Annotated in this window: 26 protein-coding genes; 17 read left to right on the top strand and 9 right to left on the bottom strand. The window is 49.6% G+C overall.

Annotated elements, in window-relative coordinates:
* Positions 1-7: 7 nt before the first annotated feature.
* Positions 8-1,435 carry a J domain-containing protein gene (locus FEK42_RS17215; protein WP_135492611.1) on the bottom strand — a complete coding sequence of 476 codons (1,428 nt, stop codon included), beginning with the start codon at positions 1,433-1,435 and terminating at the stop codon, positions 8-10.
* On the bottom strand, positions 1,432-2,139 hold the full coding sequence (locus tag FEK42_RS17210; protein WP_130206497.1) for a DUF1266 domain-containing protein: 708 nt from the start codon (positions 2,137-2,139) through the stop codon (positions 1,432-1,434). The genes FEK42_RS17215 and FEK42_RS17210 overlap by 4 nt, the downstream gene beginning before the upstream one ends.
* A gap of 163 nt (positions 2,140-2,302) precedes the next feature.
* On the opposite strand from FEK42_RS17210, the gene FEK42_RS17205 reads away from it, so the two are divergent.
* Positions 2,303-3,280 (top strand): tetratricopeptide repeat protein, encoded by a 978-nt coding sequence (locus tag FEK42_RS17205; protein WP_131161038.1) that lies wholly within the window; start codon positions 2,303-2,305, stop codon positions 3,278-3,280.
* Between the two features lie 69 nt (positions 3,281-3,349).
* Here FEK42_RS17205 and FEK42_RS17200 read toward each other — a convergent pair whose 3' ends face one another.
* Complete coding sequence (locus FEK42_RS17200) at positions 3,350-3,832, bottom strand: zinc ribbon-containing protein (RefSeq protein ID WP_001044880.1); 483 nt, start codon at positions 3,830-3,832, stop codon at positions 3,350-3,352.
* 235 nt (positions 3,833-4,067) lie between these two features.
* Here FEK42_RS17200 and leuS point away from each other — a divergent pair, with 235 nt between their 5' ends.
* From leuS to lipA, 14 genes are all read left to right on the top strand, one after another.
* The gene (gene leuS / locus FEK42_RS17195; protein WP_135492610.1) at positions 4,068-6,650 is read left to right on the top strand and encodes a leucine--tRNA ligase; all 2,583 of its coding nucleotides are present in this window, start codon (positions 4,068-4,070) and stop codon (positions 6,648-6,650) included.
* 14 nt (positions 6,651-6,664) lie between these two features.
* Positions 6,665-7,243: an LPS assembly lipoprotein LptE gene (gene lptE, locus FEK42_RS17190; protein WP_064528965.1), complete on the top strand. Its 579-nt coding sequence runs from the start codon at positions 6,665-6,667 to the stop codon at positions 7,241-7,243.
* Positions 7,243-8,274, top strand: coding sequence for a DNA polymerase III subunit delta (gene holA / locus FEK42_RS17185; protein ID WP_135492609.1), 1,032 nt, complete (start codon positions 7,243-7,245; stop codon positions 8,272-8,274). The genes lptE and holA overlap by 1 nt, the downstream gene beginning before the upstream one ends.
* A gap of 1 nt (position 8,275) precedes the next feature.
* The gene (gene nadD, locus FEK42_RS17180; protein WP_064528967.1) at positions 8,276-8,917 is read left to right on the top strand and encodes a nicotinate-nucleotide adenylyltransferase; all 642 of its coding nucleotides are present in this window, start codon (positions 8,276-8,278) and stop codon (positions 8,915-8,917) included.
* A gap of 23 nt (positions 8,918-8,940) precedes the next feature.
* Positions 8,941-9,552: an adenosylcobalamin/alpha-ribazole phosphatase gene (locus tag FEK42_RS17175; RefSeq protein WP_135492810.1), complete on the top strand. Its 612-nt coding sequence runs from the start codon at positions 8,941-8,943 to the stop codon at positions 9,550-9,552.
* A gap of 259 nt (positions 9,553-9,811) precedes the next feature.
* Complete coding sequence (gene rsfS, locus FEK42_RS17170) at positions 9,812-10,129, top strand: ribosome silencing factor (RefSeq protein ID WP_001161662.1); 318 nt, start codon at positions 9,812-9,814, stop codon at positions 10,127-10,129.
* Between the two features lie 3 nt (positions 10,130-10,132).
* Complete coding sequence (rlmH, locus tag FEK42_RS17165) at positions 10,133-10,600, top strand: 23S rRNA (pseudouridine(1915)-N(3))-methyltransferase RlmH (protein WP_000776104.1); 468 nt, start codon at positions 10,133-10,135, stop codon at positions 10,598-10,600.
* Positions 10,601-10,630: 30 nt separating this feature from the next.
* Positions 10,631-12,532: a peptidoglycan DD-transpeptidase MrdA gene (gene mrdA, locus FEK42_RS17160; protein ID WP_130219433.1), complete on the top strand. Its 1,902-nt coding sequence runs from the start codon at positions 10,631-10,633 to the stop codon at positions 12,530-12,532.
* Between the two features lie 2 nt (positions 12,533-12,534).
* Positions 12,535-13,647, top strand: coding sequence for a peptidoglycan glycosyltransferase MrdB (gene mrdB, locus FEK42_RS17155; protein WP_000131717.1), 1,113 nt, complete (start codon positions 12,535-12,537; stop codon positions 13,645-13,647).
* Between the two features lie 9 nt (positions 13,648-13,656).
* The gene (gene rlpA, locus FEK42_RS17150; protein WP_135492608.1) at positions 13,657-14,733 is read left to right on the top strand and encodes an endolytic peptidoglycan transglycosylase RlpA; all 1,077 of its coding nucleotides are present in this window, start codon (positions 13,657-13,659) and stop codon (positions 14,731-14,733) included.
* Between the two features lie 140 nt (positions 14,734-14,873).
* Positions 14,874-16,085, top strand: coding sequence for a D-alanyl-D-alanine carboxypeptidase DacA (dacA, locus tag FEK42_RS17145; protein WP_064528971.1), 1,212 nt, complete (start codon positions 14,874-14,876; stop codon positions 16,083-16,085).
* A gap of 109 nt (positions 16,086-16,194) precedes the next feature.
* Entirely contained in the window at positions 16,195-16,458 is a 264-nt protein-coding gene (gene ybeD, locus FEK42_RS17140; protein WP_130206481.1) for a DUF493 family protein YbeD, read from the top strand.
* A 99-nt stretch (positions 16,459-16,557) separates the two neighbouring features.
* Entirely contained in the window at positions 16,558-17,199 is a 642-nt protein-coding gene (gene lipB / locus FEK42_RS17135; RefSeq protein ID WP_130206479.1) for a lipoyl(octanoyl) transferase LipB, read from the top strand.
* Positions 17,200-17,500: 301 nt separating this feature from the next.
* Positions 17,501-18,466 (top strand): lipoyl synthase, encoded by a 966-nt coding sequence (lipA, locus tag FEK42_RS17130; RefSeq protein ID WP_000042625.1) that lies wholly within the window; start codon positions 17,501-17,503, stop codon positions 18,464-18,466.
* A gap of 99 nt (positions 18,467-18,565) precedes the next feature.
* Here the strand turns inward: lipA and tatE are convergent, their stop codons facing one another.
* Positions 18,566-18,769 (bottom strand): twin-arginine translocase subunit TatE, encoded by a 204-nt coding sequence (tatE, locus tag FEK42_RS17125; RefSeq protein ID WP_064528973.1) that lies wholly within the window; start codon positions 18,767-18,769, stop codon positions 18,566-18,568.
* 128 nt (positions 18,770-18,897) lie between these two features.
* Positions 18,898-19,686, bottom strand: coding sequence for a deaminated glutathione amidase (locus FEK42_RS17120; RefSeq protein ID WP_138183850.1), 789 nt, complete (start codon positions 19,684-19,686; stop codon positions 18,898-18,900).
* A 92-nt stretch (positions 19,687-19,778) separates the two neighbouring features.
* On the opposite strand from FEK42_RS17120, the gene crcB reads away from it, so the two are divergent.
* Positions 19,779-20,162, top strand: coding sequence for a fluoride efflux transporter CrcB (crcB, locus tag FEK42_RS17115; protein ID WP_130206475.1), 384 nt, complete (start codon positions 19,779-19,781; stop codon positions 20,160-20,162).
* 53 nt (positions 20,163-20,215) lie between these two features.
* Here the strand turns inward: crcB and cspE are convergent, their stop codons facing one another.
* Complete coding sequence (cspE, locus tag FEK42_RS17110) at positions 20,216-20,425, bottom strand: transcription antiterminator/RNA stability regulator CspE (RefSeq protein WP_000034825.1); 210 nt, start codon at positions 20,423-20,425, stop codon at positions 20,216-20,218.
* A gap of 174 nt (positions 20,426-20,599) precedes the next feature.
* On the bottom strand, positions 20,600-21,160 hold the full coding sequence (gene pagP, locus FEK42_RS17105) for a lipid IV(A) palmitoyltransferase PagP (protein WP_135490938.1): 561 nt from the start codon (positions 21,158-21,160) through the stop codon (positions 20,600-20,602).
* A gap of 561 nt (positions 21,161-21,721) precedes the next feature.
* On the opposite strand from pagP, the gene dcuC reads away from it, so the two are divergent.
* Positions 21,722-23,107 (top strand): anaerobic C4-dicarboxylate transporter DcuC, encoded by a 1,386-nt coding sequence (dcuC, locus tag FEK42_RS17100; RefSeq protein WP_130260242.1) that lies wholly within the window; start codon positions 21,722-21,724, stop codon positions 23,105-23,107.
* Between the two features lie 38 nt (positions 23,108-23,145).
* Here the strand turns inward: dcuC and dpiA are convergent, their stop codons facing one another.
* Both dpiA and dpiB read right to left on the bottom strand, forming a co-directional pair.
* Positions 23,146-23,826, bottom strand: coding sequence for a two-component response regulator DpiA (dpiA, locus tag FEK42_RS17095; protein WP_130206469.1), 681 nt, complete (start codon positions 23,824-23,826; stop codon positions 23,146-23,148).
* The gene (dpiB, locus tag FEK42_RS17090; protein WP_130206467.1) at positions 23,795-25,453 is read right to left on the bottom strand and encodes a sensor histidine kinase DpiB; all 1,659 of its coding nucleotides are present in this window, start codon (positions 25,451-25,453) and stop codon (positions 23,795-23,797) included. Before dpiB ends, dpiA begins: the two co-directional genes overlap by 32 nt.
* Positions 25,454-25,781: the final 328 nt, after the last annotated feature.

Below are 25,781 nucleotides of genomic sequence, written 5' to 3'. Positions count from 1 at the left end.
TCGACTGTCACCCGAAGAGATGGAGTATTTTCCCTATCAAACCAGCAAAAATAAAAATATAGAAAATAATTTTAATGATGCCCAGACAGCCCGGCCTACCATCATCAACAGGCATTGGCTGCGGTTGCGGCTCCGGTTCGACGGTTTGCTTCTCGGTAAAATTCGCCGACTGAATTAATAATCGACGAATAATTAATGCTTCCAGTGGGCAACGATCTTCTGCATCAAGACGAGCGACGATCGGCATTAATGATTCTTCTGTAGGCTGGTTCGCCAGCACTAATTGTTTAGCAACTAAATATAATGGCCATAAGGGATGCTCTGTATCACGCGTGAGTGAGATTCGCGGCTTACGCCCTTTGTGCAAAACCATCTCGACCAGAGAACGCCCCAGCGCAGAGAGTTTTTCATGACTGAGTATTTCGTATAATTGAAAGCGCGTACTGGCGCTGTCGCCAGGAACATAAAGTAGCAGTTTTCCCTGATCGTTAACCAGTTCACGTGCTTCAATCATCATCACCACTAACGGGTAATAATCGACCCGATGCTGACGGCACCATTGCAACATTAATGCATCCGTCTGGGTGGAGGGATACTCGCGCCAGTAGTCACAAAGTTCTACCAGAAGGCTTTCACCTTCTCCACAATAGACGCGTTGCGCGTATTCATAATAACGCGCATCTTCATTATCAGGTTCAGCTTCCCGCCACGACCGAACATAATCCAGGAGTTCGGGTATTCCCACGCGGCTTGAGGTATACCAGCACAGTAAATTTCTGTGCAGTTTTGCATCATCGGGGATAATCACTGCGCGATGTTGCGCTAAATACAGTGTCAGCCATTCTGGATGCGATGACCAAATCCGAGCGAACATTTGGTAAAAATCAATGGTTTCATTTTGCACGGCAACGGACAAATGCAGGATGGTCTGGAAGTTAAAAATATCCCCCTTCGCAATGGCATATAAAAAAGATTCCAGTTCTTCTTCGTCTATTTCCCCAGTGTTTTCCTCCTGCAACCACCGCAATCTTTCAGCTAATAACGCCACGCACTCGAAGGATAAATGGGCAGTGTTCATAGCTATCGCGCACAACAACCAGCGTAATTCATCAATCTCTTCCATCGAGCAATAATTTAATTGCTGAATGAATCGCTGCCAGGCTGAGGGCAGAAAACGTTCGCTATCAGAGGCAAGTAACGCACGAAAGGCGAGCAGAATTTCATGTTCTGCAACTTCATGTTCTTCTGCTTGCCAAACAGATTTAGCAGGCGACTGAGCAATCCGTAGCGCGTCTTCATACGCCTGACGCAGTTGTTTAAACCCCTGTGGATCGGTTTCTGGATGAAAGGACGGTAACAGCGCCAGATAAGCGCGACGGATAATATCGACGTCAGTCGTTTCCTCTATTTCAAGGATCTTCCAGCAATTTTTCATAGGTCGCTCATATCCTTAAGCGTTTCCGGGCATGAAGGGTAGTCAGCCAGATGTTGCCAGGGTAAGGTCGCGTAATATGCATCGTCACTGGCAACTAATTGATAAAACATATCATTGCCGGAATCGTCGTATTCTTTACGCGCTAAGAATTCACGTAATAAAGGCAGATTATCATCCTCGGGAGACTGCCAATAATGTCGACCAAAGGTATAACCGGCAAAGTATTGCCGCCAGTTACTATAATAACGTAGCGCCCGTAAATGAATGCGCGACTGGATCCATAGACTTTCTTCTTCACTCAACCAGTTATTAAGTACGCCCATCCGGCTTAAAAAACCCATCCGGACATAATCCCAGGCTTTGATTCCCCCTTCGCCACAGCATTCGGCGGTGCTGGCGACAAATTGCGCATAAGCCTGACCTTGCTCATTTAATTCAGCAAGATAGCCACGCCATTCACATGGCGAATAACGAAACCAGCGGTGATAAAATCCAGCCAACCGTGCAGCATGACCGTTATCGATCATTCGGTGAATTGTGCGCAGCAGGTCATCACGGCCATCAATTCCCCAGGAAGAAGAAAGGTCAAAAAAGCGTGTACCTAAATACATTTTGGGAGATGAATGCGAAGGTAAACAGCATTCATTGCGTATTTCCATCGGAGTGGAAAGTGCAAACAATATTTTTTGCGACTCCATGTCCATATAATTTGTCCTTAAATATTCATCTAATGAATGTCAACTACATTGCGAGGCTCATTTATTTATACTTTTCTGACGCAGCATAATACGCATAAAATAAGGCTTACGCAAAAATGGAACATATAAAAATATAATATGCTTTATCTGCAACCATAAGGAAATGATAATGATTTTTACGTCAAGTTGCTGCGATAATTTATCAATAGATGAGATTATCGAACGTGCTGAACAAGGCGATAGTGAGGCTCAATATATTGTTGGATTTTATTACAATCGCGATAGTGCAATTGACTCTCCGGACGACGAAAAGGCCTTTTACTGGCTCAAACTTGCCGCTGAACAAGGGCATTGTGAAGCGCAATATTCTTTAGGTCGAAAATATAACGAGAATAAAAGCCGCTATAAAGATAATGCGCAAGCTATCTTCTGGTTGAAGAAAGCCGCCTTGCAAGAACAGGCATTAGCAGCCAATTTGCTGGGTTGCATACTCGACGAAGCGGCACCGCCTAACTATGAAGATGCGGTTGAGTGGTATCGGAAGGCAGCAGAGCAGGGGTTGAAATATGCACAAAATAATCTGGGGTTAATGTACCAAAATGGCACTGGGGTGACGCAAGACTATGAACAGGCTTTCTATTGGTACAAACAAGCCGCGCTCCAGGGGCATAATCCCGCACAGGATAACCTTGCTGACCTTTATGAAAAAGGTACAGGTGTTCCCCAAAACAAGACTCTCGCCGCATTCTGGTATTTGAAAAGCGCCCTGCAAGGTAATCAGCACGCCCAATTTCAAATAGCGTGGGATTATGATTTGGGCGAAGGAGTGGACCAGGACTATAAACAAGCGATGTACTGGTATCTGAAGGCTGCCGCTCAGGGAAGCATCGGCGCTTACGTTAACATCGGCTATATGTATAAACATGGGCAAGGCGTTGAGAAAGATTATAACGCTGCCTTTGAATGGTTTACGAAAGCCGCTGAATGCAATGACGCCACTGCCTGGTATAACCTGGCCATTATGTATCACTACGGAGAAGGAGGACCTGTCGATCTCCTACAGGCTCTCGACCTGTATCGTAAAGTTCAGTCATCCGGTACCAGAGATGTCAGTCAAGAAATCCGTGAGATTGAAGATTTACTGTAGAGATAAAAACAAGGGCCGGGGAATTTCATTCGGCCCAAATTCTCTTTATTGGTGTGCGAAATCAAACTATTACGGCTCGAACGGGCGTCTCTGGAACTGATCATGACCACATTTCGGGCATAGCGTCAGCACTTCCGGCGTGTAGATCGGGAGATGGAAGTGACATTTCTCGCAGACCAGATTCCCAAGCCCTACCACTTCTCCGCTGTGATAAACCCCGTGATGATTGAGATCCTGGAAAACTTCACGCCATTCAAGCTGCGTTTTATCGGTGATGTCCGCCAGTTCCTGCCAGAGGCTTTCTTTAATCACCCGCATAAAAACGCTGTCGGATTCTTCCTTCAGGCTCTCTTCATAACTCATGGCGAACTCTTCCAGGTCACGTCTGACGGCCCGAGTCAGTTCATCGACCTCGGTCCGCGTTAACTCCCCTGTTTTTATTACACGCTCACGCGCCTGTTCTACCAGTGCATCGATATCGCGTTCGCCATTACGCAGTCGCTCGCTTAATGACGCCACCAGTTCACGGTAATATTGAGCAACCTTGTTCATCATTTCATCTCCCGTGTCGTTAACTGGCTATAATAATAGACGTTATTTACGCTCAACTTTGCAAGACTGCCCACAGAGTGTGTAAATTCGTGCAAGGATTACCGCTGTGCGATTTCAACGTCGAGTGCGCGAAAGGCTGTTTTGACGCGGACGTTTGGGCTATGCTATGCGGATCTGAAAAACCACCTCTAACGCTACTTTTGTAGCCGTAATGAAAACAGGACCACTGGCTGCCATGCAAGAGCAATACCGCCCGGAAGAGATAGAATCCAAAGTACAGCTTCATTGGGATGAGAAGCGCACATTTGAAGTAACCGAAGACGAGAGCAAAGAGAAGTATTACTGCCTGTCTATGCTTCCCTATCCTTCTGGTCGACTACACATGGGCCACGTACGTAACTACACCATCGGTGACGTGATCGCCCGTTACCAGCGCATGCTGGGCAAAAACGTTCTGCAGCCGATCGGCTGGGACGCGTTTGGTCTGCCTGCGGAAGGCGCGGCGGTAAAAAACAACACCGCGCCAGCACCGTGGACGTACGACAACATCGCGTACATGAAAAACCAGCTCAAAATGCTGGGCTTTGGTTATGACTGGAGCCGCGAGCTGGCAACCTGTACGCCAGAATACTACCGTTGGGAACAGAAATTCTTCACCGAGCTGTATAAAAAAGGCCTGGTGTATAAGAAGACCTCTGCGGTCAACTGGTGCCCGAACGACCAGACCGTACTGGCGAACGAACAGGTTATCGACGGCTGCTGCTGGCGCTGCGATACCAAAGTTGAGCGTAAAGAGATCCCGCAGTGGTTTATCAAAATCACCGCTTACGCTGACGAGCTGCTCAACGATCTGGATAAACTCGATCACTGGCCAGACACCGTTAAAACTATGCAGCGTAACTGGATCGGTCGTTCCGAAGGCGTAGAAATCACCTTCAACGTTAACGACTATGACAACACGCTGACTGTTTATACTACTCGCCCGGACACCTTTATGGGTTGTACCTATCTGGCGGTAGCGGCAGGTCATCCGCTGGCGCAGAAAGCGGCGGAAAATAATCCAGAACTGGCGGCCTTTATTGACGAATGCCGTAACACCAAAGTTGCCGAAGCTGAAATGGCGACAATGGAGAAAAAAGGCGTCGATACTGGCTTTAAAGCTGTTCACCCATTAACGGGCGAAGAAATTCCTGTTTGGGCAGCAAACTTCGTATTGATGGAATACGGCACGGGCGCAGTCATGGCGGTTCCGGGTCACGACCAGCGCGACTACGAGTTTGCCTCTAAATACGGCCTGAACATCAAGCCGGTTATCCTGGCGGCTGACGGTTCTGAACCAGACCTTTCTCAGCAGGCTCTGACTGAAAAAGGCGTGCTGTTCAACTCTGGCGAGTTTAATGGTCTTGACCATGAAGCAGCCTTTAACGCTATTGCCGACAAACTGACTGAAATGGGCGTTGGCGAGCGTAAAGTGAACTATCGCCTGCGCGACTGGGGTGTTTCCCGTCAGCGTTACTGGGGCGCACCGATTCCGATGGTGACGCTGGAAGACGGCACTGTGATGCCGACCCCGGACGACCAACTGCCGGTGATCCTGCCGGAAGATGTGGTGATGGACGGCATTACCAGCCCGATTAAAGCAGATCCTGAGTGGGCGAAAACCACCGTTAACGGTATGCCAGCGCTGCGTGAAACCGACACTTTCGACACCTTTATGGAGTCCTCCTGGTACTATGCGCGCTACACTTGCCCGGAGTACAAAGAAGGTATGCTGGATTCCGAAGCGGCTAACTACTGGCTGCCGGTGGATATCTACATTGGTGGTATCGAACACGCCATCATGCACCTGCTCTACTTCCGCTTCTTCCACAAACTGATGCGTGATGCAGGCATGGTGAACTCTGACGAACCAGCGAAACAGTTGCTGTGTCAGGGTATGGTGCTGGCAGATGCCTTCTACTATGTTGGCGAAAACGGCGAACGTAACTGGGTCTCCCCGGTTGATGCTATCGTTGAACGTGACGAGAAAGGCCGTATCGTGAAAGCGAAAGACGCGGCAGGCCATGATCTGGTTTATACCGGCATGAGCAAAATGTCCAAGTCGAAGAACAACGGTATCGACCCGCAGGTGATGGTTGAACGTTACGGCGCGGACACCGTTCGTCTGTTTATGATGTTCGCTTCTCCGGCGGATATGACTCTTGAATGGCAGGAGTCCGGCGTGGAAGGGGCTAACCGCTTCCTGAAACGTGTCTGGAAACTGGTGTACGAGCATACTACGAAAGGCGATGTTGCGGCACTGAACGTCGATGCACTGACTGAAGATCAGAAAGCGCTGCGTCGCGATGTGCATAAAACAATCGCTAAAGTGACCGATGATATCGGCCGTCGTCAGACCTTCAACACCGCAATTGCGGCGATTATGGAGCTGATGAACAAACTGGCGAAAGCACCGACCGATGGCGAGCAGGATCGCGCCCTGATGCAGGAAGCGCTGCTGGCGGTAGTTCGTATGCTTAACCCGTTCACCCCACACATCTGTTTCACGCTGTGGCAGGAACTGAAAGGCGAAGGCGATATCGACAACGCGCCGTGGCCGGTTGCTGATGAAAAAGCGATGGTGGAAGACTCCACGCTGGTCGTTGTTCAGGTTAACGGTAAAGTCCGTGCCAAAATCACCGTTCCGGTGGATGCAACGGAAGAACAGGTTCGCGAACGTGCTGGCCAGGAACATCTGGTAGCAAAATATCTTGATGGCGTTACCGTGCGTAAAGTGATTTACGTACCGGGTAAACTCCTCAATCTGGTCGTTGGCTAAGCGCGGGAGGAAGCGTGCGATATCTGGCAACATTGTTGTTATCTCTGGCGGTGTTAATCACCGCCGGGTGTGGCTGGCATCTGCGTGATACCACGCAGGTCCCTTCAACTATGAAGGTTATGATCCTGGACTCCGGTGACCCGAACGGGCCGTTAAGCCGTGCAGTGCGTAACCAGTTACGTCTGAACGGTGTCGAGTTGCTCGATAAAGAAACCACGCGTAAGGATGTTCCATCCCTGCGTCTGGGCGCTGTATCAATCTCACAGGATACCGCGTCGGTTTTCCGTAATGGTCAAACTGCGGAATATCAGATGGTGATGACTGTTAGCGCGTCGGTATTGATTCCTGGGCGAGATATCTACCCGATTAGCGCCAAAGTCTTCCGTTCGTTCTTCGATAACCCGCAAATGGCGTTAGCGAAAGATAACGAGCAGGACATGATCATTAAAGAGATGTACGACCGTGCCGCCGAACAGCTTATTCGTAAGCTGCCAAGCATTCGCGCTGCGGACGTCCGTTCCGACGAAGAAACGTCGACAACAACGGATACCACAGCAACGCCTGCACGCGTCTCCACCACGCTGGGTAACTGATGATTCGGTTGTACCCGGAACAGCTCCGCGCGCAGCTCACTGAAGGGCTGCGCGCGGCCTATCTTTTACTTGGTAACGATCCCCTGTTGTTGCAAGAAAGCCAGGACGCCATTCGTCAGGTAGCTGCGGCACAAGGATTCGAAGAACACCACACTTTTTCCATTGATCCCAACACGGACTGGAACGCAATATTTTCGCTATGCCAGGCAATGAGCCTGTTTGCCAGTCGACAAACGCTATTGCTGTTGTTACCAGAAAACGGACCGAATGCGGCGATCAATGAACAACTCCTCACGCTCACCGGATTGCTGCATGACGATCTGCTGTTGATCGTCCGCGGTAATAAATTGAGCAAAGCGCAGGAAAATGCCGCCTGGTTTACCGCGCTTGCAAACCGTAGCGTGCAGGTTACTTGCCAGACCCCAGAACAGGCCCAGCTTCCTCGCTGGGTTGCCGCGCGAGCAAAACAGCTCAATTTAGAACTGGATGACGCGGCGAATCAGGTGCTCTGCTACTGTTATGAAGGAAACCTGCTGGCGCTGGCACAGGCACTGGAGCGTTTATCGCTACTCTGGCCCGACGGCAAACTGACACTGCCGCGCGTTGAGCAAGCGGTGAATAATGCCGCACATTTCACCCCTTTTCATTGGGTTGACGCTTTGTTGAGCGGCAAAAGCAAGCGCGCATTGCATATTCTGCAGCAGCTGCGCCTGGAAGGCAGTGAACCGGTGATTTTATTGCGTACTTTGCAACGTGAGCTATTGCTACTGGTTAATCTGAAGCGTCAGTCTGCTCATACTCCGCTGCGTACGCTGTTTGACAAGCATCGGGTATGGCAGAACCGTCGTAACATGATTAGCGAAGCGTTAAATCGCCTGAGTCAGCCACAGTTACGTCAGGCTGTACAACTCCTGACACGAACGGAACTTACTCTCAAACAAGATTACGGTCAGTCAGTGTGGGCAGAACTGGAGGGATTATCTCTTCTTTTGTGCCATAAACCACTGGCAGACGTATTTATCGACGGTTGATATGAAATCTTTACAAGCTCTGTTTGGCGGCACCTTCGACCCGGTGCATTATGGCCATCTAAAACCTGTGGAAACGCTGGCGAATCTGATTGGCCTGACGCGGGTAACGATTATCCCTAACAACGTTCCTCCGCATCGCCCCCAGCCTGAAGCGAACAGCGTGCAGCGAAAACACATGCTTGAACTGGCGATTGCCGACAAGTCGCTGTTTACCCTTGATGAACGCGAGTTAAAGCGTAATGCCCCCTCTTACACATCGCAGACGTTAAAAGAGTGGCGACAGGAGCAAGGCCCAGATGTGCCGCTGGCGTTTATTATCGGTCAGGACTCGCTGCTGAACTTTCCGACCTGGTATGAATACGAAACGATTCTCGACAATGCACATTTGATAGTCTGTCGACGTCCAGGTTATCCGCTGGAAATGGCACAACCGCAGTACCAGCAGTGGCTGGAAGATCATTTGACGCATAATCCGGAAGATCTGCATCTTCAGCCTGCTGGTAAAATTTATCTCGCCGAAACGCCGTGGTTCAACATCTCGGCGACAATCATCCGCGAACGTTTGCAAAACGGCGAATCTTGTGAGGAATTGTTACCAGAATCGGTACTGACTTACATTAACCAACAAGGCTTGTATCGCTGATATCTGCCGTCACGGAGGGAATGATGCGACTGTGGTTAATTCGTCACGGTGAAACGCAAGCGAATATCGACGGGTTATACAGCGGTCATGCGCCTACACCACTTACGGAGCGCGGTATCGCGCAGGCGAAAAGCTTGCATACACTGCTACGTGATGTTCCCTTCGATAAGGTTTTATGCAGTGAACTGGAACGGGCGCAGCACACCGCGCGCCTGGTTCTTGATGCCCGTCAACTCCCCATGCAAATCATCCCTGAACTCAACGAAATGTTTTTTGGTGACTGGGAAATGCGGCATCATCGCGAGCTGATGCAAGAAGATGCCGAAAACTATAGTGCCTGGTGCAATGACTGGCAGCATACCGTCCCTACTCGCGGTGAAGGCTTTCAGGCATTTTCACAGCGGATAGAAAGGTTTATTGCCGGACTTGGTGACTATCAGCAGCACAAAAACATATTAATCGTTAGCCACCAGGGTGTGTTGAGCCTGTTGATTGCACGCTTAATCGGCATGCCTCCCGAGGCAATGTGGCATTTTCGTGTAGACCAGGGCTGCTGGAGCGCCATTGATATCAATGACGAGTTCGTAACACTACGCGTCCTCAATAGCCGCGCCATCTGGTGCGAAGATGCATGACTTTTCTGTTTTTTTACAGGTAAGCCGCAACGGACATTGACAGGCCCGGGCAGGCTGATATTCTCCGCAACCTGACTTTTCCGCCATACACGACTTTGTAGAAATTGTTTTACAAAAATGGCGATGCAATCTGTGACGCGGGGTGGGATGATAGCCCACTTTCAAGAGCCGATTTGCTGACATTTGTCCCGAAATCGCCTCTGCTTCAGGTATACTGACAGACCATTTTTATCTTTTTTATTTCACCCAGGGGGAAAACTTGCAGGGTAAAGCACTCCAGGATTTTGTTATCGACAAAATTGATGACCTCAAAGGTCAGGACATCATCGCCTTAGACGTTCAAGGCAAATCCAGTATCACCGACTGTATGATCATCTGTACGGGTACATCCAGCCGCCATGTTATGTCCATTGCTGACCACGTGGTTCAGGAATCTCGCGCTGCGGGTTTATTGCCTCTCGGCGTTGAAGGTGAAAACGGCGCGGACTGGATTGTGGTCGATCTAGGTGATGTGATTGTCCATGTTATGCAGGAAGAGAGCCGTCGCCTGTATGAGCTGGAAAAACTCTGGAGTTAATGCGTGAAGCTGCAACTTGTCGCCGTGGGAACGAAAATGCCGGACTGGGTACAAACCGGTTTTACCGAGTACCTGCGTCGTTTTCCGAAAGATATGCCTTTTGAACTGATTGAAATTCCGGCGGGAAAACGCGGCAAGAACGCGGATATCAAGCGCATACTCGACAAAGAGGGTGAGCAAATGCTGGCTGCCGCAGGTAAAAACCGCATTGTCACCCTTGATATCCCAGGCAAGCCCTGGGACACGCCGCAGTTAGCCGCTGAACTGGAACGCTGGAAGCTGGATGGCCGCGATGTCAGCTTGCTGATTGGCGGGCCGGAAGGGTTATCGCCTGCCTGTAAAGCGGCGGCAGAACAAAGCTGGTCACTTTCGGCGCTTACCCTCCCCCATCCGCTGGTTCGCGTACTGGTCGCAGAGAGTCTGTACCGGGCGTGGAGCATTACCACCAACCATCCTTATCACCGTGAGTGATATGGTAGCCTTAAGTAGAAAACGCAGCGGATGAAATTACAGAACTCTTTTCGCGACTATTCGGCAGAGTCCGCGCTGTTTGTGCGCCGGGCGCTGGTCGCCTTTTTGGGGATTTTGCTGCTAACCGGCGTGCTCATCGCCAACTTGTATAATCTACAAATTGTTCGCTTTACCGATTACCAGACCCGTTCTAATGAAAACCGCATTAAGCTGGTGCCTATCGCCCCCAGCCGCGGCATTATCTACGACCGTAACGGTATCCCTCTGGCGCTCAACCGAACTATCTATCAGATAGAGATGATGCCGGAGAAAGTCGATAACGTGCAGCAGACTCTGGACGCCCTGCGCAGCGTGGTTGACCTGACCGATGACGATATCGCCGCGTTTCGAAAGGAGCGTGCACGTTCGCACCGTTTTACCTCTATTCCGGTGAAAACCAACCTGACTGAAGTTCAGGTGGCGCGTTTCGCCGTTAACCAGTACCGTTTTCCTGGTGTGGAAGTTAAAGGCTATAAACGTCGTTACTATCCCTATGGCTCAGCGCTGACCCACGTTATCGGTTATGTCTCGAAAATTAACGATAAAGACGTCGAGCGACTGAATAATGACGGCAAACTGGCCAACTATGCCGCAACACATGATATCGGCAAGCTGGGGATTGAACGTTACTACGAAGATGTTCTACACGGCCAGACGGGTTATGAAGAAGTTGAAGTTAACAACCGCGGTCGCGTCATCCGCCAGTTAAAAGAAGTATCGCCGCAGGCCGGGCATGATATTTACCTGACAATTGATCTCAAGCTCCAGCAGTACATTGAAACACTGCTGGCGGGCAGTCGTGCCGCTGTTGTGGTCACCGATCCGCGTACAGGTGGCGTGCTGGCGCTGGTTTCCACGCCAAGTTACGACCCTAACCTGTTTGTTGACGGTATCTCCAGCAAAGATTATTCCGCGTTGCTGAACGACCCGAACACACCACTGGTGAACCGTGCCACGCAGGGGGTTTATCCGCCAGCGTCGACGGTTAAACCTTATGTGGCGGTTTCGGCATTAAGTGCAGGGGTAATCACCCGTAATACCAGCCTGTTTGATCCTGGATGGTGGCAATTGCCGGGGTCTGAAAAGCGTTATCGTGACTGGAAAAAATGGGGCCACGGTCGCCTGAATGTCACTAAATCGCTGGAAGAGTCAGCAGATACCTTCTTCTATCAGGTTGCCTACGATATGGGCATCGACCGCCTTTCTGAATGGATGGGTAAATTTGGCTACGGTCATTACACCGGTATCGACCTGTCGGAAGAACGTTCCGGTAATATGCCGACCCGCGAATGGAAACAGAAACGCTTTAAAAAACCGTGGTATCAGGGTGACACCATTCCGGTCGGTATCGGTCAGGGGTACTGGACAGCGACCCCTATCCAGATGAACAAAGCACTGATGATCCTGATTAACGACGGCATTGTGAAGGTTCCGCATTTGCTGATGAGCACCGCCGAAAATGGCAAACAAGTGCCATGGGTACAGCCGCATGAACCGCCGGTAGGCGATATTCATTCTGGTTACTGGGAACTGGCGAAAGACGGCATGTTTGGTGTTGCTAACCGTCCTAACGGTACGGCACATAAATACTTTGCCAGCGCGCCCTACAAAATTGCGGCGAAATCCGGTACCGCGCAGGTCTTTGGCCTGAAGGCGAACGAAACCTATAATGCGCACAAAATTGCCGAGCGTCTGCGCGACCACAAACTGATGACCGCGTTTGCGCCGTATAACAATCCGCAAGTCGCTGTCGCTATGATTCTGGAAAACGGCGGGGCTGGCCCGGCGGTCGGTACGCTGATGCGCCAGATCCTCGACCATATTATGCTTGGTGACAACAACACCGATCTGCCTGCAGAAAACCCGGCGGTTACTGCTGCGGAGGACCATTAATCATGACGGATAATCCGAATAAAAAAACATTCTGGGATAAAGTCCATCTTGATCCCACAATGCTACTGATCTTACTGGCATTACTGGTCTACAGCGCCCTGGTAATCTGGAGCGCCAGCGGCCAGGACATCGGCATGATGGAGCGTAAAATCGGCCAGATCGCGATGGGGCTGGTCATTATGGTGGTGATGGCTCAAATTCCGCCGCGCGTTTATGAAGGCTGGGCGCCCTATCTCTATATCATCTGTATTATTTTGCTGGTAGCGGTAGATGCCTTTGGGGCCATATCCAAAGGCGCTCAACGTTGGCTGGATCTCGGTATCGTTCGTTTCCAGCCCTCGGAAATCGCCAAAATAGCTGTGCCGCTCATGGTGGCTCGCTTTATCAACCGTGACGTTTGCCCGCCGTCGTTAAAAAATACCGCCATCGCGCTGGTGCTGATTTTTATGCCCACGTTGCTGGTGGCAGCGCAGCCTGACCTAGGAACGTCAATCCTCGTTGCGCTTTCCGGTCTGTTTGTACTGTTTCTCTCCGGACTTAGCTGGCGCCTGATTGGCGTTGCAGTGGTACTGGTGGCAGCATTTATCCCAATCTTGTGGTTCTTCCTGATGCATGATTACCAGCGCCAGCGCGTAATGATGCTACTCGACCCGGAATCAGACCCACTTGGCGCGGGCTATCACATTATTCAGTCTAAAATTGCTATTGGCTCCGGCGGATTACGCGGTAAAGGCTGGCTGCACGGTACCCAGTCACAGCTTGAATTTCTGCCCGAACGCCATACCGATTTTATCTTCGCGGTACTGGCGGAAGAGTTGGGATTAGTGGGTATTTTGATTCTGCTTGCTCTCTATATTCTGCTCATCATGCGCGGACTGTGGATTGCAGCCAGAGCACAAACTACCTTTGGTCGCGTCATGGCTGGCGGCTTAATGCTGATATTATTCGTTTATGTCTTCGTAAATATTGGTATGGTAAGCGGTATTCTGCCGGTTGTAGGGGTTCCACTCCCGCTGGTCAGTTATGGAGGATCGGCGCTCATAGTGCTGATGGCTGGGTTTGGGATTGTGATGTCAATCCACACCCACAGGAAAATGTTGTCGAAAAGCGTGTAAGAGGTGCGAATGCGTAAGCAGTGGCTCGGGATCTGCATCGCGGCAGGAATGCTCGCGGCATGTACTAGCGATGATGGTCAGCAACAGACGGTAAGTGTGCCGCAGCCTGCGGTATGTAACGGCCCTATAGTTGAAATTAGCGGGGCGGAACCACGTTTCGAACCACTGAACGCGACGGCAAATCAGGATTATCAGCGCGACGGCAGAAGCTACAAAATCGTGCAGGACCCTTCACGCTTTAGTCAGGCGGGCCTTGCAGCCATTTATGATGCCGAACCTGGCAGCAATCTGACAGCATCTGGCGAAGCATTTGATCCAACGCAGCTGACGGCGGCGCATCCAACGCTCCCCATCCCCAGCTACGCCAGAATCACCAACCTGGCTAATGGGCGGATGATCGTGGTGCGCATTAACGATCGCGGTCCCTACGGCAACGACCGTGTGATTTCACTTTCACGCGCGGCAGCTGACCGTCTTAACACCTCGAACAATACAAAAGTTCGTATCGATCCTATTATCGTCGCCCAGGATGGTTCATTTTCTGGCCCAGGCATGGCTTGTACTACCATTGCCAAACAGACTTACGCCCTGCCTGCGCCGCCCGATTTAAACGGCGGCAGCGGAACAAACTCTATGTCTGTCCCGCAGGGTGATATTCTCCCGGTCAGCAACTCAACGCTGAAAAGCGAAGATCCGACCGGCGCGCCGGTAACCAGCAGCGGCTTCCTCGGCGCGCCGACTACCCTGGCGCCCGGCGTACTGGAAGGCAGCGAACCGACGCCTGCACCACAGCCCGTTGTCTCAGCACCTGCAACAACATCTGCAATGGTGACACCGCAAGCCGCTTCGCAAAGCGCCAGCGGTAACTTTATGGTGCAAGTGGGGGCCGTTAGCGATCAGGCACGCGCGCAACAGTATCAACAGCAACTGGGACAAAAGTTCGGCGTACCCGGTCGCGTGACCCAAAACGGCGCGGTCTGGCGTATTCAGCTTGGTCCATTCGCCAACAAAGCTGAAGCCAGTGCCTTGCAGCAACGTTTACAAACCGAAGCCCAATTACAGTCATTTATTACCACCGCGCAATAACGTAAAGCAGGCATCTGAAATGTCAATTTCTGTAAATGACGTTAACAAAGTCACGCGGAAAGTCGGATGCCTGGCGGTAGTGCATTTGCTATAGTAGGGCACTTATTTTAAATTCCATCACGGATGTCGTAGTTCAGACCATGAATACCATTTTTTCCGCTCGTATCATGAAGCGCCTGGCGCTCACCACGGCTCTTTGCACAGCCTTTATCTCTGCTGCACATGCCGATGACCTGAATATCAAAACCATGATCCCGGGTGTACCGCAGATCGACGCGGAGTCTTACATCCTGATCGACTATAACTCCGGCAAAGTACTCGCCGAGCAAAATGCGGATGTCCGTCGCGACCCTGCAAGTCTGACCAAAATGATGACCAGCTACGTTATCGGTCAGGCAATGAAAGCAGGTAAATTCAAAGAATCTGATTTAGTGACCATCGGCAATGACGCCTGGGCCACCGGTAACCCGGTGTTCAGAGGTTCTTCGCTGATGTTCCTCAAACCTGGCATGCAGGTACCGGTTTCTCAGCTTATCCGTGGTATCAACCTGCAATCTGGTAACGATGCTTGTGTTGCCATGGCTGACTTCGCCGCCGGTAGCCAGGATGCTTTCGTTGGTCTGATGAACAGTTACGTTAACGCCCTGGGCCTGAAAAATACCCACTTCCAGACTGTACACGGTCTGGACGCTGACGGTCAGTACAGCTCCGCGCGTGATATGGCGCTGATCGGTCAGGCCCTGATTCGTGATGTCCCTAACGAATACGCCATCTATAAAGAGAAAGAGTTTACCTTTAACGGTATTCGCCAGCTCAACCGTAACGGCCTGCTATGGGATAACAGCCTGAATGTCGACGGAATCAAAACTGGCCATACTGACAAGGCGGGCTACAACCTTGTCGCCTCCGCAACGGAAGGTCAGATGCGTCTGATCTCCGCAGTCATGGGCGGGCGCACGTTCAAAGGCCGTGAAACCGAAAGTAAAAAACTGCTGACCTGGGGCTTCCGTTTCTTCGAAACGGTTAACCCGCTGAAAGTTGGCAAAGAATTCGCCTCTGAACCGGTATGGTTTGGTAATACTGACCGCGCTTCGTTAGGGGTTGATAAAGACGTTTACCTGACCATTCCGCGTGGCCGCATGAAAGACCTGAAAGCCAGCTACGTGCTGAACAGCAGTGAACTGCATGCGCCGCTGCAAAAGAACCAGGTCGTTGGCACCATCAACTTCCAGCTTGATGGCAAAACTATCGAACAACGCCCGCTGGTGGTGTTACAGGAAATTCCGGAAGGTAACTTCTTCGGCAAAATCATTGATTACATTAAATTAATGTTCCATCACTGGTTTGGCTAAAAATTGAACACTTGAAAGTGTAATTTCCGCCCCCATATACTAAGCATCAGTAAAAAACTCCCGCCCTCTGGCGGGAGTTGCTATTTAATTACGTTACGCCGGAGCTGACATGAAAACCAAACTTAACGAACTGCTTGAATTCCCTACTCCTTTTACCTACAAAGTAATGGGGCAGGCGTTACCTGAGCTGGTTGATCAGGTGGTTGAAGTGGTACAGCGCCATGCGCCAGGTGACTACAACCCAACGGTAAAACCAAGCAGCAAAGGCAACTACCACTCGGTATCTATCACTATCAACGCCACTCATATCGAGCAGGTTGAAACTCTGTACGAAGAACTGGGCAAAATCGATATCGTCCGTATGGTTCTGTAATTTGCTTCTCCGTTACCTGGCCTCTGGTCGGGTAACTCCTCTCCCCTCGCTGTGATATAATTTTCCCCACTTTTACTCATTCTCCACGGAGATGCCGTTTTGTATCAGGATAAAATTCTTGTCCGCCAGCTCGGCCTTCAGCCTTACGAGCCTATTTCTCAGGCTATGCATGAATTCACCGATACCCGTGATGAAAATACCCTTGATGAAATCTGGTTGGTTGAACACCATCCTGTATTTACCCAGGGACAAGCAGGTAAAGCAGAACATATTTTAATGCCGGGTGATATTCCGGTGATCCAGAGCGATCGCGGCGGCCAGGTAACTTATCACGGGCCGGGGCAACAGGTGATGTATGTATTGCTTAACCTCAAACGCAGGAAGTTGGGCGTGCGTGAACTGGTGACCTTGCTCGAACAAACGGTAGTGAATACTCTGGCCGAGCTGGATATTGAAGCGCACCCTCGGGCTGATGCTCCAGGTGTCTACGTTGGGGAAAAAAAAATTTGTTCGCTCGGATTGCGTATTCGCCGCGGCTGTTCATTCCACGGTCTGGCATTAAACGTCAATATGGATCTTTCGCCATTTTTACGTATCAACCCTTGTGGTTATGCCGGGATGGAAATGGCAAAAATATCGCAATGGAAACCTGATGCGACCACCGATAATATTGCACCACGCTTACTGGCAAATATTTTAGCGCTACTCAAAAATCCTGACGTAGAATATATCCCTGCTTAATTCCCCCTCATAAATGACCCAAATCATATTGGGTCATTGTAGTCAGCGTGTTCCAATACTTCGCGGGAACTGATGCTATCGAATGTGTTTTGAAAAAGTATCGTTACATAGAGTTCACAGCGCCGAACGATAAAATGGCACAAACCAACAACAATTTTACATTTTCGCGACCGCTTTGGCTGCTTTCTGGGCCGTTTCAATGATATACTGCCAGTCGTTAATTCAAAAATAGTTGATAATTACAACAATCTATTGAATTGAAACGCTTTCCTTCGTAATTCGCAACTGGAACACGCACGCTATGAGTAAACCCATTGTGATGGAACGCGGTGTTAAATACCGCGATGCCGATAAGATGGCCCTTATCCCGGTTAAAAACGTGGCAACAGAGCGCGAAGCCCTGCTGCGCAAGCCGGAATGGATGAAAATCAAGCTTCCCGCGGACTCTACACGTATCCAGGGCATCAAAGCCGCAATGCGCAAAAATGGCCTGCATTCTGTCTGTGAGGAAGCCTCCTGCCCTAACCTGGCAGAATGCTTCAACCACGGCACAGCAACGTTTATGATCCTCGGCGCCATTTGTACGCGCCGTTGTCCGTTCTGTGACGTTGCCCACGGTCGCCCGGTCGCCCCGGATGCCAACGAGCCGGTAAAACTGGCGCAGACCATTGCTGATATGGCGCTGCGTTATGTGGTTATCACCTCCGTTGACCGCGATGACCTGCGCGATGGCGGAGCCCAGCACTTTGCGGATTGCATTACTGCCATCCGGGAAAAAAGCCCGGAAATCAAAATTGAAACTCTGGTGCCGGATTTCCGTGGTCGTATGGATCGCGCGCTGGATATTCTGACCGCCACGCCGCCAGATGTATTCAACCACAACCTGGAAAACGTACCGCGTATTTACCGTCAGGTACGCCCGGGCGCAGATTACAACTGGTCGCTAAAACTATTGGAACGCTTTAAAGAAGCGCATCCGGAGATCCCGACCAAATCCGGTTTGATGGTGGGACTGGGTGAAACCAATGAAGAGATTATTGAAGTCATGCGCGATCTGCGCCGCCATGGTGTAACCATGTTGACGCTGGGGCAATATCTGCAGCCAAGCCGCCATCACCTGCCGGTACAACGCTACGTTAGCCCGGATGAGTTTGATGAAATGAAGGCCGAAGCGCTGGCGATGGGCTTTACCCATGCTGCATGCGGTCCGTTTGTCCGCTCTTCGTATCACGCCGACTTGCAGGCGAAAGGGATGGAAGTTAAGTAATCGTGTAATAATTGCTTACATCTGTCTGATAAAAAACCCGCTATCTGAAGCGGGTTTTTTTATCGAACAAGATATTGAGGGAGCGTCCTGCTCGCCACGTCACTCTTTATGAGAGAGCTTTTCAGCCTGAATATCAACGTCTGCGCCTTTTTTAGCCGCAGCGTCATCATCATTCATCGCTTTCTTGAACCCTTTAATGGCCGCTCCCAGGTCTCCGCCCAGCGTACGTAACTTCTTAGTCCCAAACAGCAGAACGACCAGCGCCGCAACTACCAGCAGTTTGGTAATACTAATCTCACCCATAGATACCTTCTTGACATAAAACTGGCAACAGAACGCGCCTTAAAAACCAGAGAATATTAACGGTCATTCGACGCGCGCACACAATAGCAATCTGTAACAAGGTGAATCAAGCACCGAGTAAAAAAACATCATAATAATTGCGGCGGCGCAAAGCGACGGTTGTTTAAGACGGGAAGTTGCGCGCGCACCTGACGCACACGTTCGGGCGTCACTTCCGCCATAATGAGCGCTGGCATTTCTGCCGCTGCCGCAATGGTGATGCCAAAGGGATCTATAATCCGGCTTTGCCCGATATTTTTGTTCCCGCACTCCCCCGCAGCCACCATATAACAGGTGGTATCCAGAGCACGAGCGGCTAGCAAGGTTGACCAGTGGTGCTCTTTGAGTGGCCCGCGAACCCAGGCCGCTGGCAGGATCAGGATTTCCGCGCCCTGTAATGCCAGGGCTAATGCCAACTCTGGAAAGCGTAAATCATAGCAGGTCATCAGCCCCACTTTCATGCCTTCAACCTCCAGTAAAGGGGCTATTTCATCACCTGCATCCACATGGCGCGATTCCTGAATGGCAAACGCATCATAGAGATGCAATTTGGCATAATGGGCGACAATTTTCCCCGCCTGCAGCGCCACCAGCATATTCCGCGCGCGCCCAGGGGTTGAGGGAACATGAATCGTCAGAATCGTCGTCATCATGTTACGTTTACTTTCCCGCAGTAAACGTCCGAGGAATTCCCCTTCCAGCAACTGTGCCGATTTAACTGACAAATTCGGGTCAAGATCGTCGCGCGCCAGAAGCGCTTCCGGCAGGACAAACAGCGATACGTCGTTTTCCGCCGCCTGTGCCATTAACGAGGCGCAAATCTCAGCGTTCTTTTCCCATATTGATGTAACAGCAAATTGTCCTGCGGCAACCAGCATTGCCACCTCCTGTCAGAGTTGTAAAATTCGCCAACGACGAATATTCGGCGTTAAACTTATCACTCATACAAATCAAATAGCAGGATTTAGCTGTGTTACAACTCCTTTTAGCAGTTTTTATTGGTGGTGGTACGGGAAGCGTGGCGAGATGGATGTTAAGTATGCGGTTTAACCCACTGCACCAGGCTATTCCACTCGGAACTCTGGCAGCAAACCTGATTGGGGCATTTATCATAGGAATGGGGTTTGCCTGGTTTAGCCGCATGACTAATATCGATCCGGTGTGGAAAGTATTAATCACCACTGGTTTTTGTGGCGGGCTAACGACCTTCTCAACATTTTCGGCAGAAGTGGTGTTTTTATTGCAGGAGGGGCGTTTTGGCTGGGCGCTACTGAACGTCTTCGTTAACCTGTTAGGTTCCTTTGCCATGACCGCACTGGCTTTTTGGCTATTTTCAGCATCAACCGCACACTGAAGACCAAAAAAAACCCGCTGAATAAGCGGGTTTTGAATTCTTGCTGACGTATCTTACAGAGCGATTACGTTTGCAGCAGAAGGGCCTTTGGCACCGTTAGTGATTTCGAACTCTACGCGCTGACCTTCAGCAAGAGTTTTAAAACCATTAGTCTGGATTGCAGAGAAGTGTACGAACACATCTTTGCTGCCGTCTTCCGGAGTAATGAAACCGAATCCTTTGGACTCATTAAACCACTTAACGTTACCTTTAATCTTAGACATCAAAATTACCTTTACATGAAAAATAGACACAAATGCTGTGTCGGTTACCAGTACACCAATTGTGGTACGCTTTGTCCAGTGCAACTTTACTAAAAAGTGATAAAAGTCGCGTTATTTTTGATGTTAATTTCATTACATGCTGATTTTTAAGGCTTTTATTAAAACGTGACTTGTCTAAAACTGAAACCGTATCCAGGCAAAGTAAACATTGCCATTGTTGTAAGTGCCAGGGATATAGGTCATCTGAAAAGTCGCAGGGCCATAGCCCACAGAAGCCAATGGCAGTATCAGCGGAACAGGTATGTAGTTCCAGTTATCACGCGCCGTCACACCAGCGGTGAATCCCAGACCGACATGAAAGTTTTCATCGGCAAGCGGTCGCCAGGTACTTTCCCAACCGTATCCGGCAATGGGCTCCCATTTATTCCACGAATCCTTAAACGCCATCGCGTACAAACCGTGCCAGTTGCCTTTCTCATCCCAACGTGACTGACCAAAACCGCCACCCCACGGTCTTTCGTTATAGCGATCGGTCTTTTCTTTGTCATAAGCGAAACGTGCATGCCAGGTAATGGCGGGAATATACAGATCATAATGTTCTGGCCGCTGCCAGGTTTCTGAGACATTATCTTTAAATGTCGCAATCCATTGCTCTGCACTAGCAGAAACTTCTTCAATGCTGATTAACTGAATAAAAGTAAAGGAAAATACGGTAACACATTTACTAGCGCCCATTAGCAACCACAGAAAACTTATCAAAAATATATTACCAGCATAGCCAAAGAAAAATAAATACAACCTTAACAAGGCAAACATAAAGAATAATCCGAGCGCCTGAAAAATTTATTTCATGAAATTTGCTAATAAAACCATCGGATTATTCCGGAGACTAAGAAATATTTTCAGCTAAAGAACAACTCATGCAAATAAAAGCCACACCCATAAAAACATTTATCATTCACTTATTTTTCAATTAGATACAATAAAACCATCAATAAAATCATTGTTTGCATTGCCACATGATACGCATACAAGATTATTTTTTGGACGGACAAAACACCATAAAATAATTAACAAAATCGCATCAATTACTCATCAGTTTATAAACATCGCTATGTTGTAATTACTCCCCCTAAAATAAATTTTGTTATCCAGGTATAAAAACAACAACATCAATGTCTTAATGACAGCTTTCTTGATTTCAATCAGCATCCGATGTCAATTTATTCGGCATATTTTTTTCTTATTTTAGGACTTTTTTATTATTTATTGTAGATTCTGGAGACAGGAAAGAATATGCAGACATTTATTGAACTCCTTATTGGGGTTGTCGTTATTGTGGGTGTAGCTCGCTACATCATTAAAGGGTATTCCGCCACTGGGGTGCTATTTGTTGGCGGCCTGCTACTGCTGATCATCAGCGCTATAATGGGACACAAAGTTTTACCTTCCAGCCAGACTTCCACTGGCTACAGCGCCACAGATATCGTTGAATACATTAAAATATTACTGATGAGCCGTGGCGGCGATCTCGGCATGATGATCATGATGCTGTGTGGCTTTGCCGCTTATATGACCCACATTGGCGCGAACGATATGGTTGTCAAACTGGCATCAAAACCGCTGCAGTACATTAACTCCCCTTACCTGCTGATGATTGCCGCCTACTTTGTCGCCTGTCTGATGTCACTGGCAGTCTCTTCCGCAACCGGTCTTGGCGTTTTACTGATGGCAACGTTGTTCCCGGTGATGGTGAACGTTGGCATCAGTCGCGGCGCGGCAGCTGCCATTTGTGCCTCACCTGCAGCAATTATTCTCGCACCAACATCTGGTGATGTGGTGCTGGCAGCACAGGCTTCTGAAATGCCGCTGATTGATTTCGCCTTCAAAACAACACTTCCTATCTCAATTGCCGCGATTATCGGCATGGCGATTGCCCACTTTTTCTGGCAGCGTTATCTGGACAAAAAAGAGCACATCTCTCATGAAATGTTAGATGTCAGCGAAATCACAACCACCGCGCCTGCGTTTTACGCCATTCTGCCGTTTACACCGATCATTGGCGTGCTATTTTTTGACGGCAAATGGGGTCCGCAATTGCACATCATCACCATTCTGGTGATCTGTATGCTGGTTGCCTCTGTTCTGGAATTTCTTCGCGGCTTTAATACGCAAAAAGTCTTTTCGGGCCTCGAGGTGGCTTACCGCGGCATGGCTGATGCCTTCGCTAACGTAGTAATGTTATTAGTTGCCGCAGGGGTTTTCGCTCAGGGCCTTAGCACCATCGGCTTTATCCAGAGCCTGATCTCAATCGCCACCTCGTTCGGTTCGGCGAGCATAATCCTGATGCTGGTGCTGGTTATTCTGACAATGCTGGCAGCAGTCACCACGGGTTCCGGCAATGCGCCTTTCTATGCCTTTGTTGAGATGATCCCGAAACTGGCACACTCTTCCGGCATTAACCCGGCGTACCTGACAATCCCGATGCTGCAGGCGTCAAACCTGGGGCGCACGCTTTCGCCAGTCTCTGGCGTGGTGGTTGCCGTTGCCGGGATGGCTAAAATATCACCTTTTGAAGTGGTTAAACGCACCTCGGTGCCGGTGCTTGTTGGGCTGGTGATTGTCATTGTGGCTACAGAGTTGATGGTGCCCGGTACTACCGCCGCGGTTGCTGGTAAGTAATTTCCCAGGCCGGAGGAGCGCGTCCTCCGGCACTCTCTTCATCCGCTGTGGTAAATGCGCTGCGGCCGACCGACTTTGCCGTGAACAATCTCGGCGATGATCAGATGTCGGCTGGCGCAATATTCAAGATAACGTCTCGCGGTGGTGCGGCTTATGGTCAAAGCCTGCGCTACTGTCTCAGCCGTATGTTGCACACCAGGCTCCTTGAACAGTTTTCTCACTGCGTTTAGCGTCAACGCGTCAATGCCAGTTGGCAGCTCATCCTTTGGTTCACCGCGAGCGTAAGCGTTGAACATCTCATCAATTTGCTTCTGACTGGCGCTATCAATACTTTCCAGCATGTGTCTACGCTGGCGATAACGAGTTAATGTCTGCCCCAGACGCTCATAAGCGATTGGCTTGATTAAATAATCAAACACACCGCAGCGCACAGCCTCAGATACCGTTTCCATATCGCTGGCGGCAGTGGTAAACACCACATCGCCGGGGTAATGCGTCTGCACCAACTCATGCAACAAATTAATGCCTCTACCATCAGGGAGATAGTTATCCAGCAAGATAAGCCCCGGCTTAAAACGCTCGATCATCATTCGAGCCTGCGCCAGGTTTCCCGCCAGCAATATCTGACTGAAGCCGGGAATGTGACGAATATATTCCGCATGCATTTCTGCCAACGGTGTTTCGTCCTCAACGATCAATAGGGTTAATGGAGCTGTCATCAGGTTTCACTTTCGGAATATAGATTGAAAATAAAGTACCGCAGGGATCATTCTCTTCGAGAGTAATAACTCCACCGCAGCGCGTTACATAGCTGGCAATAAGATACAACCCAATGCCATGCTCACCGGGTTCATCAGCACGCGTACTGACGCCCTGCTCAAATATTTTGTCGCGAAGAGACTCTGGAATGCCGCAGCCCTGATCGGCCACTTCAATTACCACGTCGTCGCCTTCATCGCTCAGGTATAATTCGACTGTCTTATTCCCTTTATCACTATGCAGACTGGCTTCGAAGGCATTATCGAGTAAGTTGCCCACTATCGCCGCAAATTCAGTGCTGTCCAGCCCTTGCGGCAGTTGTGAAAGTTGGCTGCCTGGAACAATCGTCATTTTTAGCCCCAGCTCCCGGGCGCGCTGCACTTTACCAAAAAGAAGCCCCGCCACCTGGCGGTCGGCAAATGCTTCACGCAGACTATCAATAAGTTGCTGCTGAGCCCGGGACTCCCCCTGAACCATCGCCAGCACACGATCATACTCTTTCATCTGCAACAGACCATTGAGCGTAGACATCCAATTGAGATGTTCATGACGTAGTGTGCGCAGGCTTTCGACATATTGTTTAATTTGCGTCAGTTGCGCATTAAGGGTAGATATTTCGTCTTTACTACGAAAACTAATAATTGCACCTAGCAAATCATCACCAGAACGAATAGCTTCGCGGTTAGCAATAACGCTCAGACCATTAAAATTCGCCACCACATCCTGACGTTTTTCATCAATTTGTTCGGTAAAAAAATCAGCCGGTCTGACAACCTCTGCAATAGGTCTGCCCAGCCACTGCCGTCCGGGGGAACTCAGCCCCAACATTTTTCTTGCGTTGCGGTTGATGGCAGTAATATGCCCATACGGGTCCACCGCAATCAGCCCTTCATAAACCGAACTAAAAAGCGCCTCTTGCTGGCGGACCACGCGCGCAATCTGCTTTGGTTCCATCCCCATCATCTGGCGGCGGATATGCGCAGCCAAGAACCACGACAGCAGCATCAGAATGCCTAACAGCACGACAAACACGCCCACCATCGGTAATAAAAACTCTGCCCGCCAGCTATCGATTTTACTCACCAGATACCCCACCGACACCACGCCAATGACTTTGCCATCGTCATCAAAGATCGGCGTTTTGGCGCGCATTGCCATACCTATCGACCCTTTGCCGGTGATGAAGTAACTCTCCCCTCTTTCCAGCGCTCCCGGTTTGGTAAACTGCATGGGGTAACCAATCTTTTCCGGATTAGGATGGTAAAGGCGGATCGAATCCCGGTCACCAATCACCACATAATCGAAGTCGGTGTCTCTTTGCAATTTGTTGGCGATAGTCGCCAGCCGTTTGTAGTCACGCATTTTCACTGCGGTGATGATACTGTCATTGGAGGCAATAATTTTCGCCTGATTCATTGCCATGTCACGAACATGAAGCGTTAAATAGTCCTCAAAGCTGGCCGTAAAATATTGCGCCAACGCAGCGATGACAAATATCGAGAACACCAAAATCAGCAAAAAAATACGCAACGGGAACGCCAGTCGTTGGAAAAAAGCAAACTGTTTATTCTCATTAAACTGCAACATTGTTTTCCTTGCGGGGTAAGCCCTGTTTTTTGGCGGATGTAATTAAAATGTTGAATCTCGATTTATAAATATCAAATATGATCGTGACAAATTTCATTCATTAAATCAATTAAATCAATTAAACCTACGGGTCAATTCGTAATTACATTAATTAAAAAACTTAAAACCATTAAATAAATAAAAAACCACTAACTCTATGTGAAATAAATCAAAATTTCACGATGCAATACTCCTTAGGATGTATGGCGAAAGGAGAAACAGAAATACCTCACTCACAACCCTTTCTCTCAACTGAAAATAAAAGGTTATCAATTTGCTACATCGAACA

It is taken from the genome of Escherichia sp. E2748, assembly GCF_005781125.1.
Taxonomy (GTDB): domain Bacteria; phylum Pseudomonadota; class Gammaproteobacteria; order Enterobacterales; family Enterobacteriaceae; genus Escherichia.
This window is presented reverse-complemented; position numbering and strand designations above follow the sequence as displayed.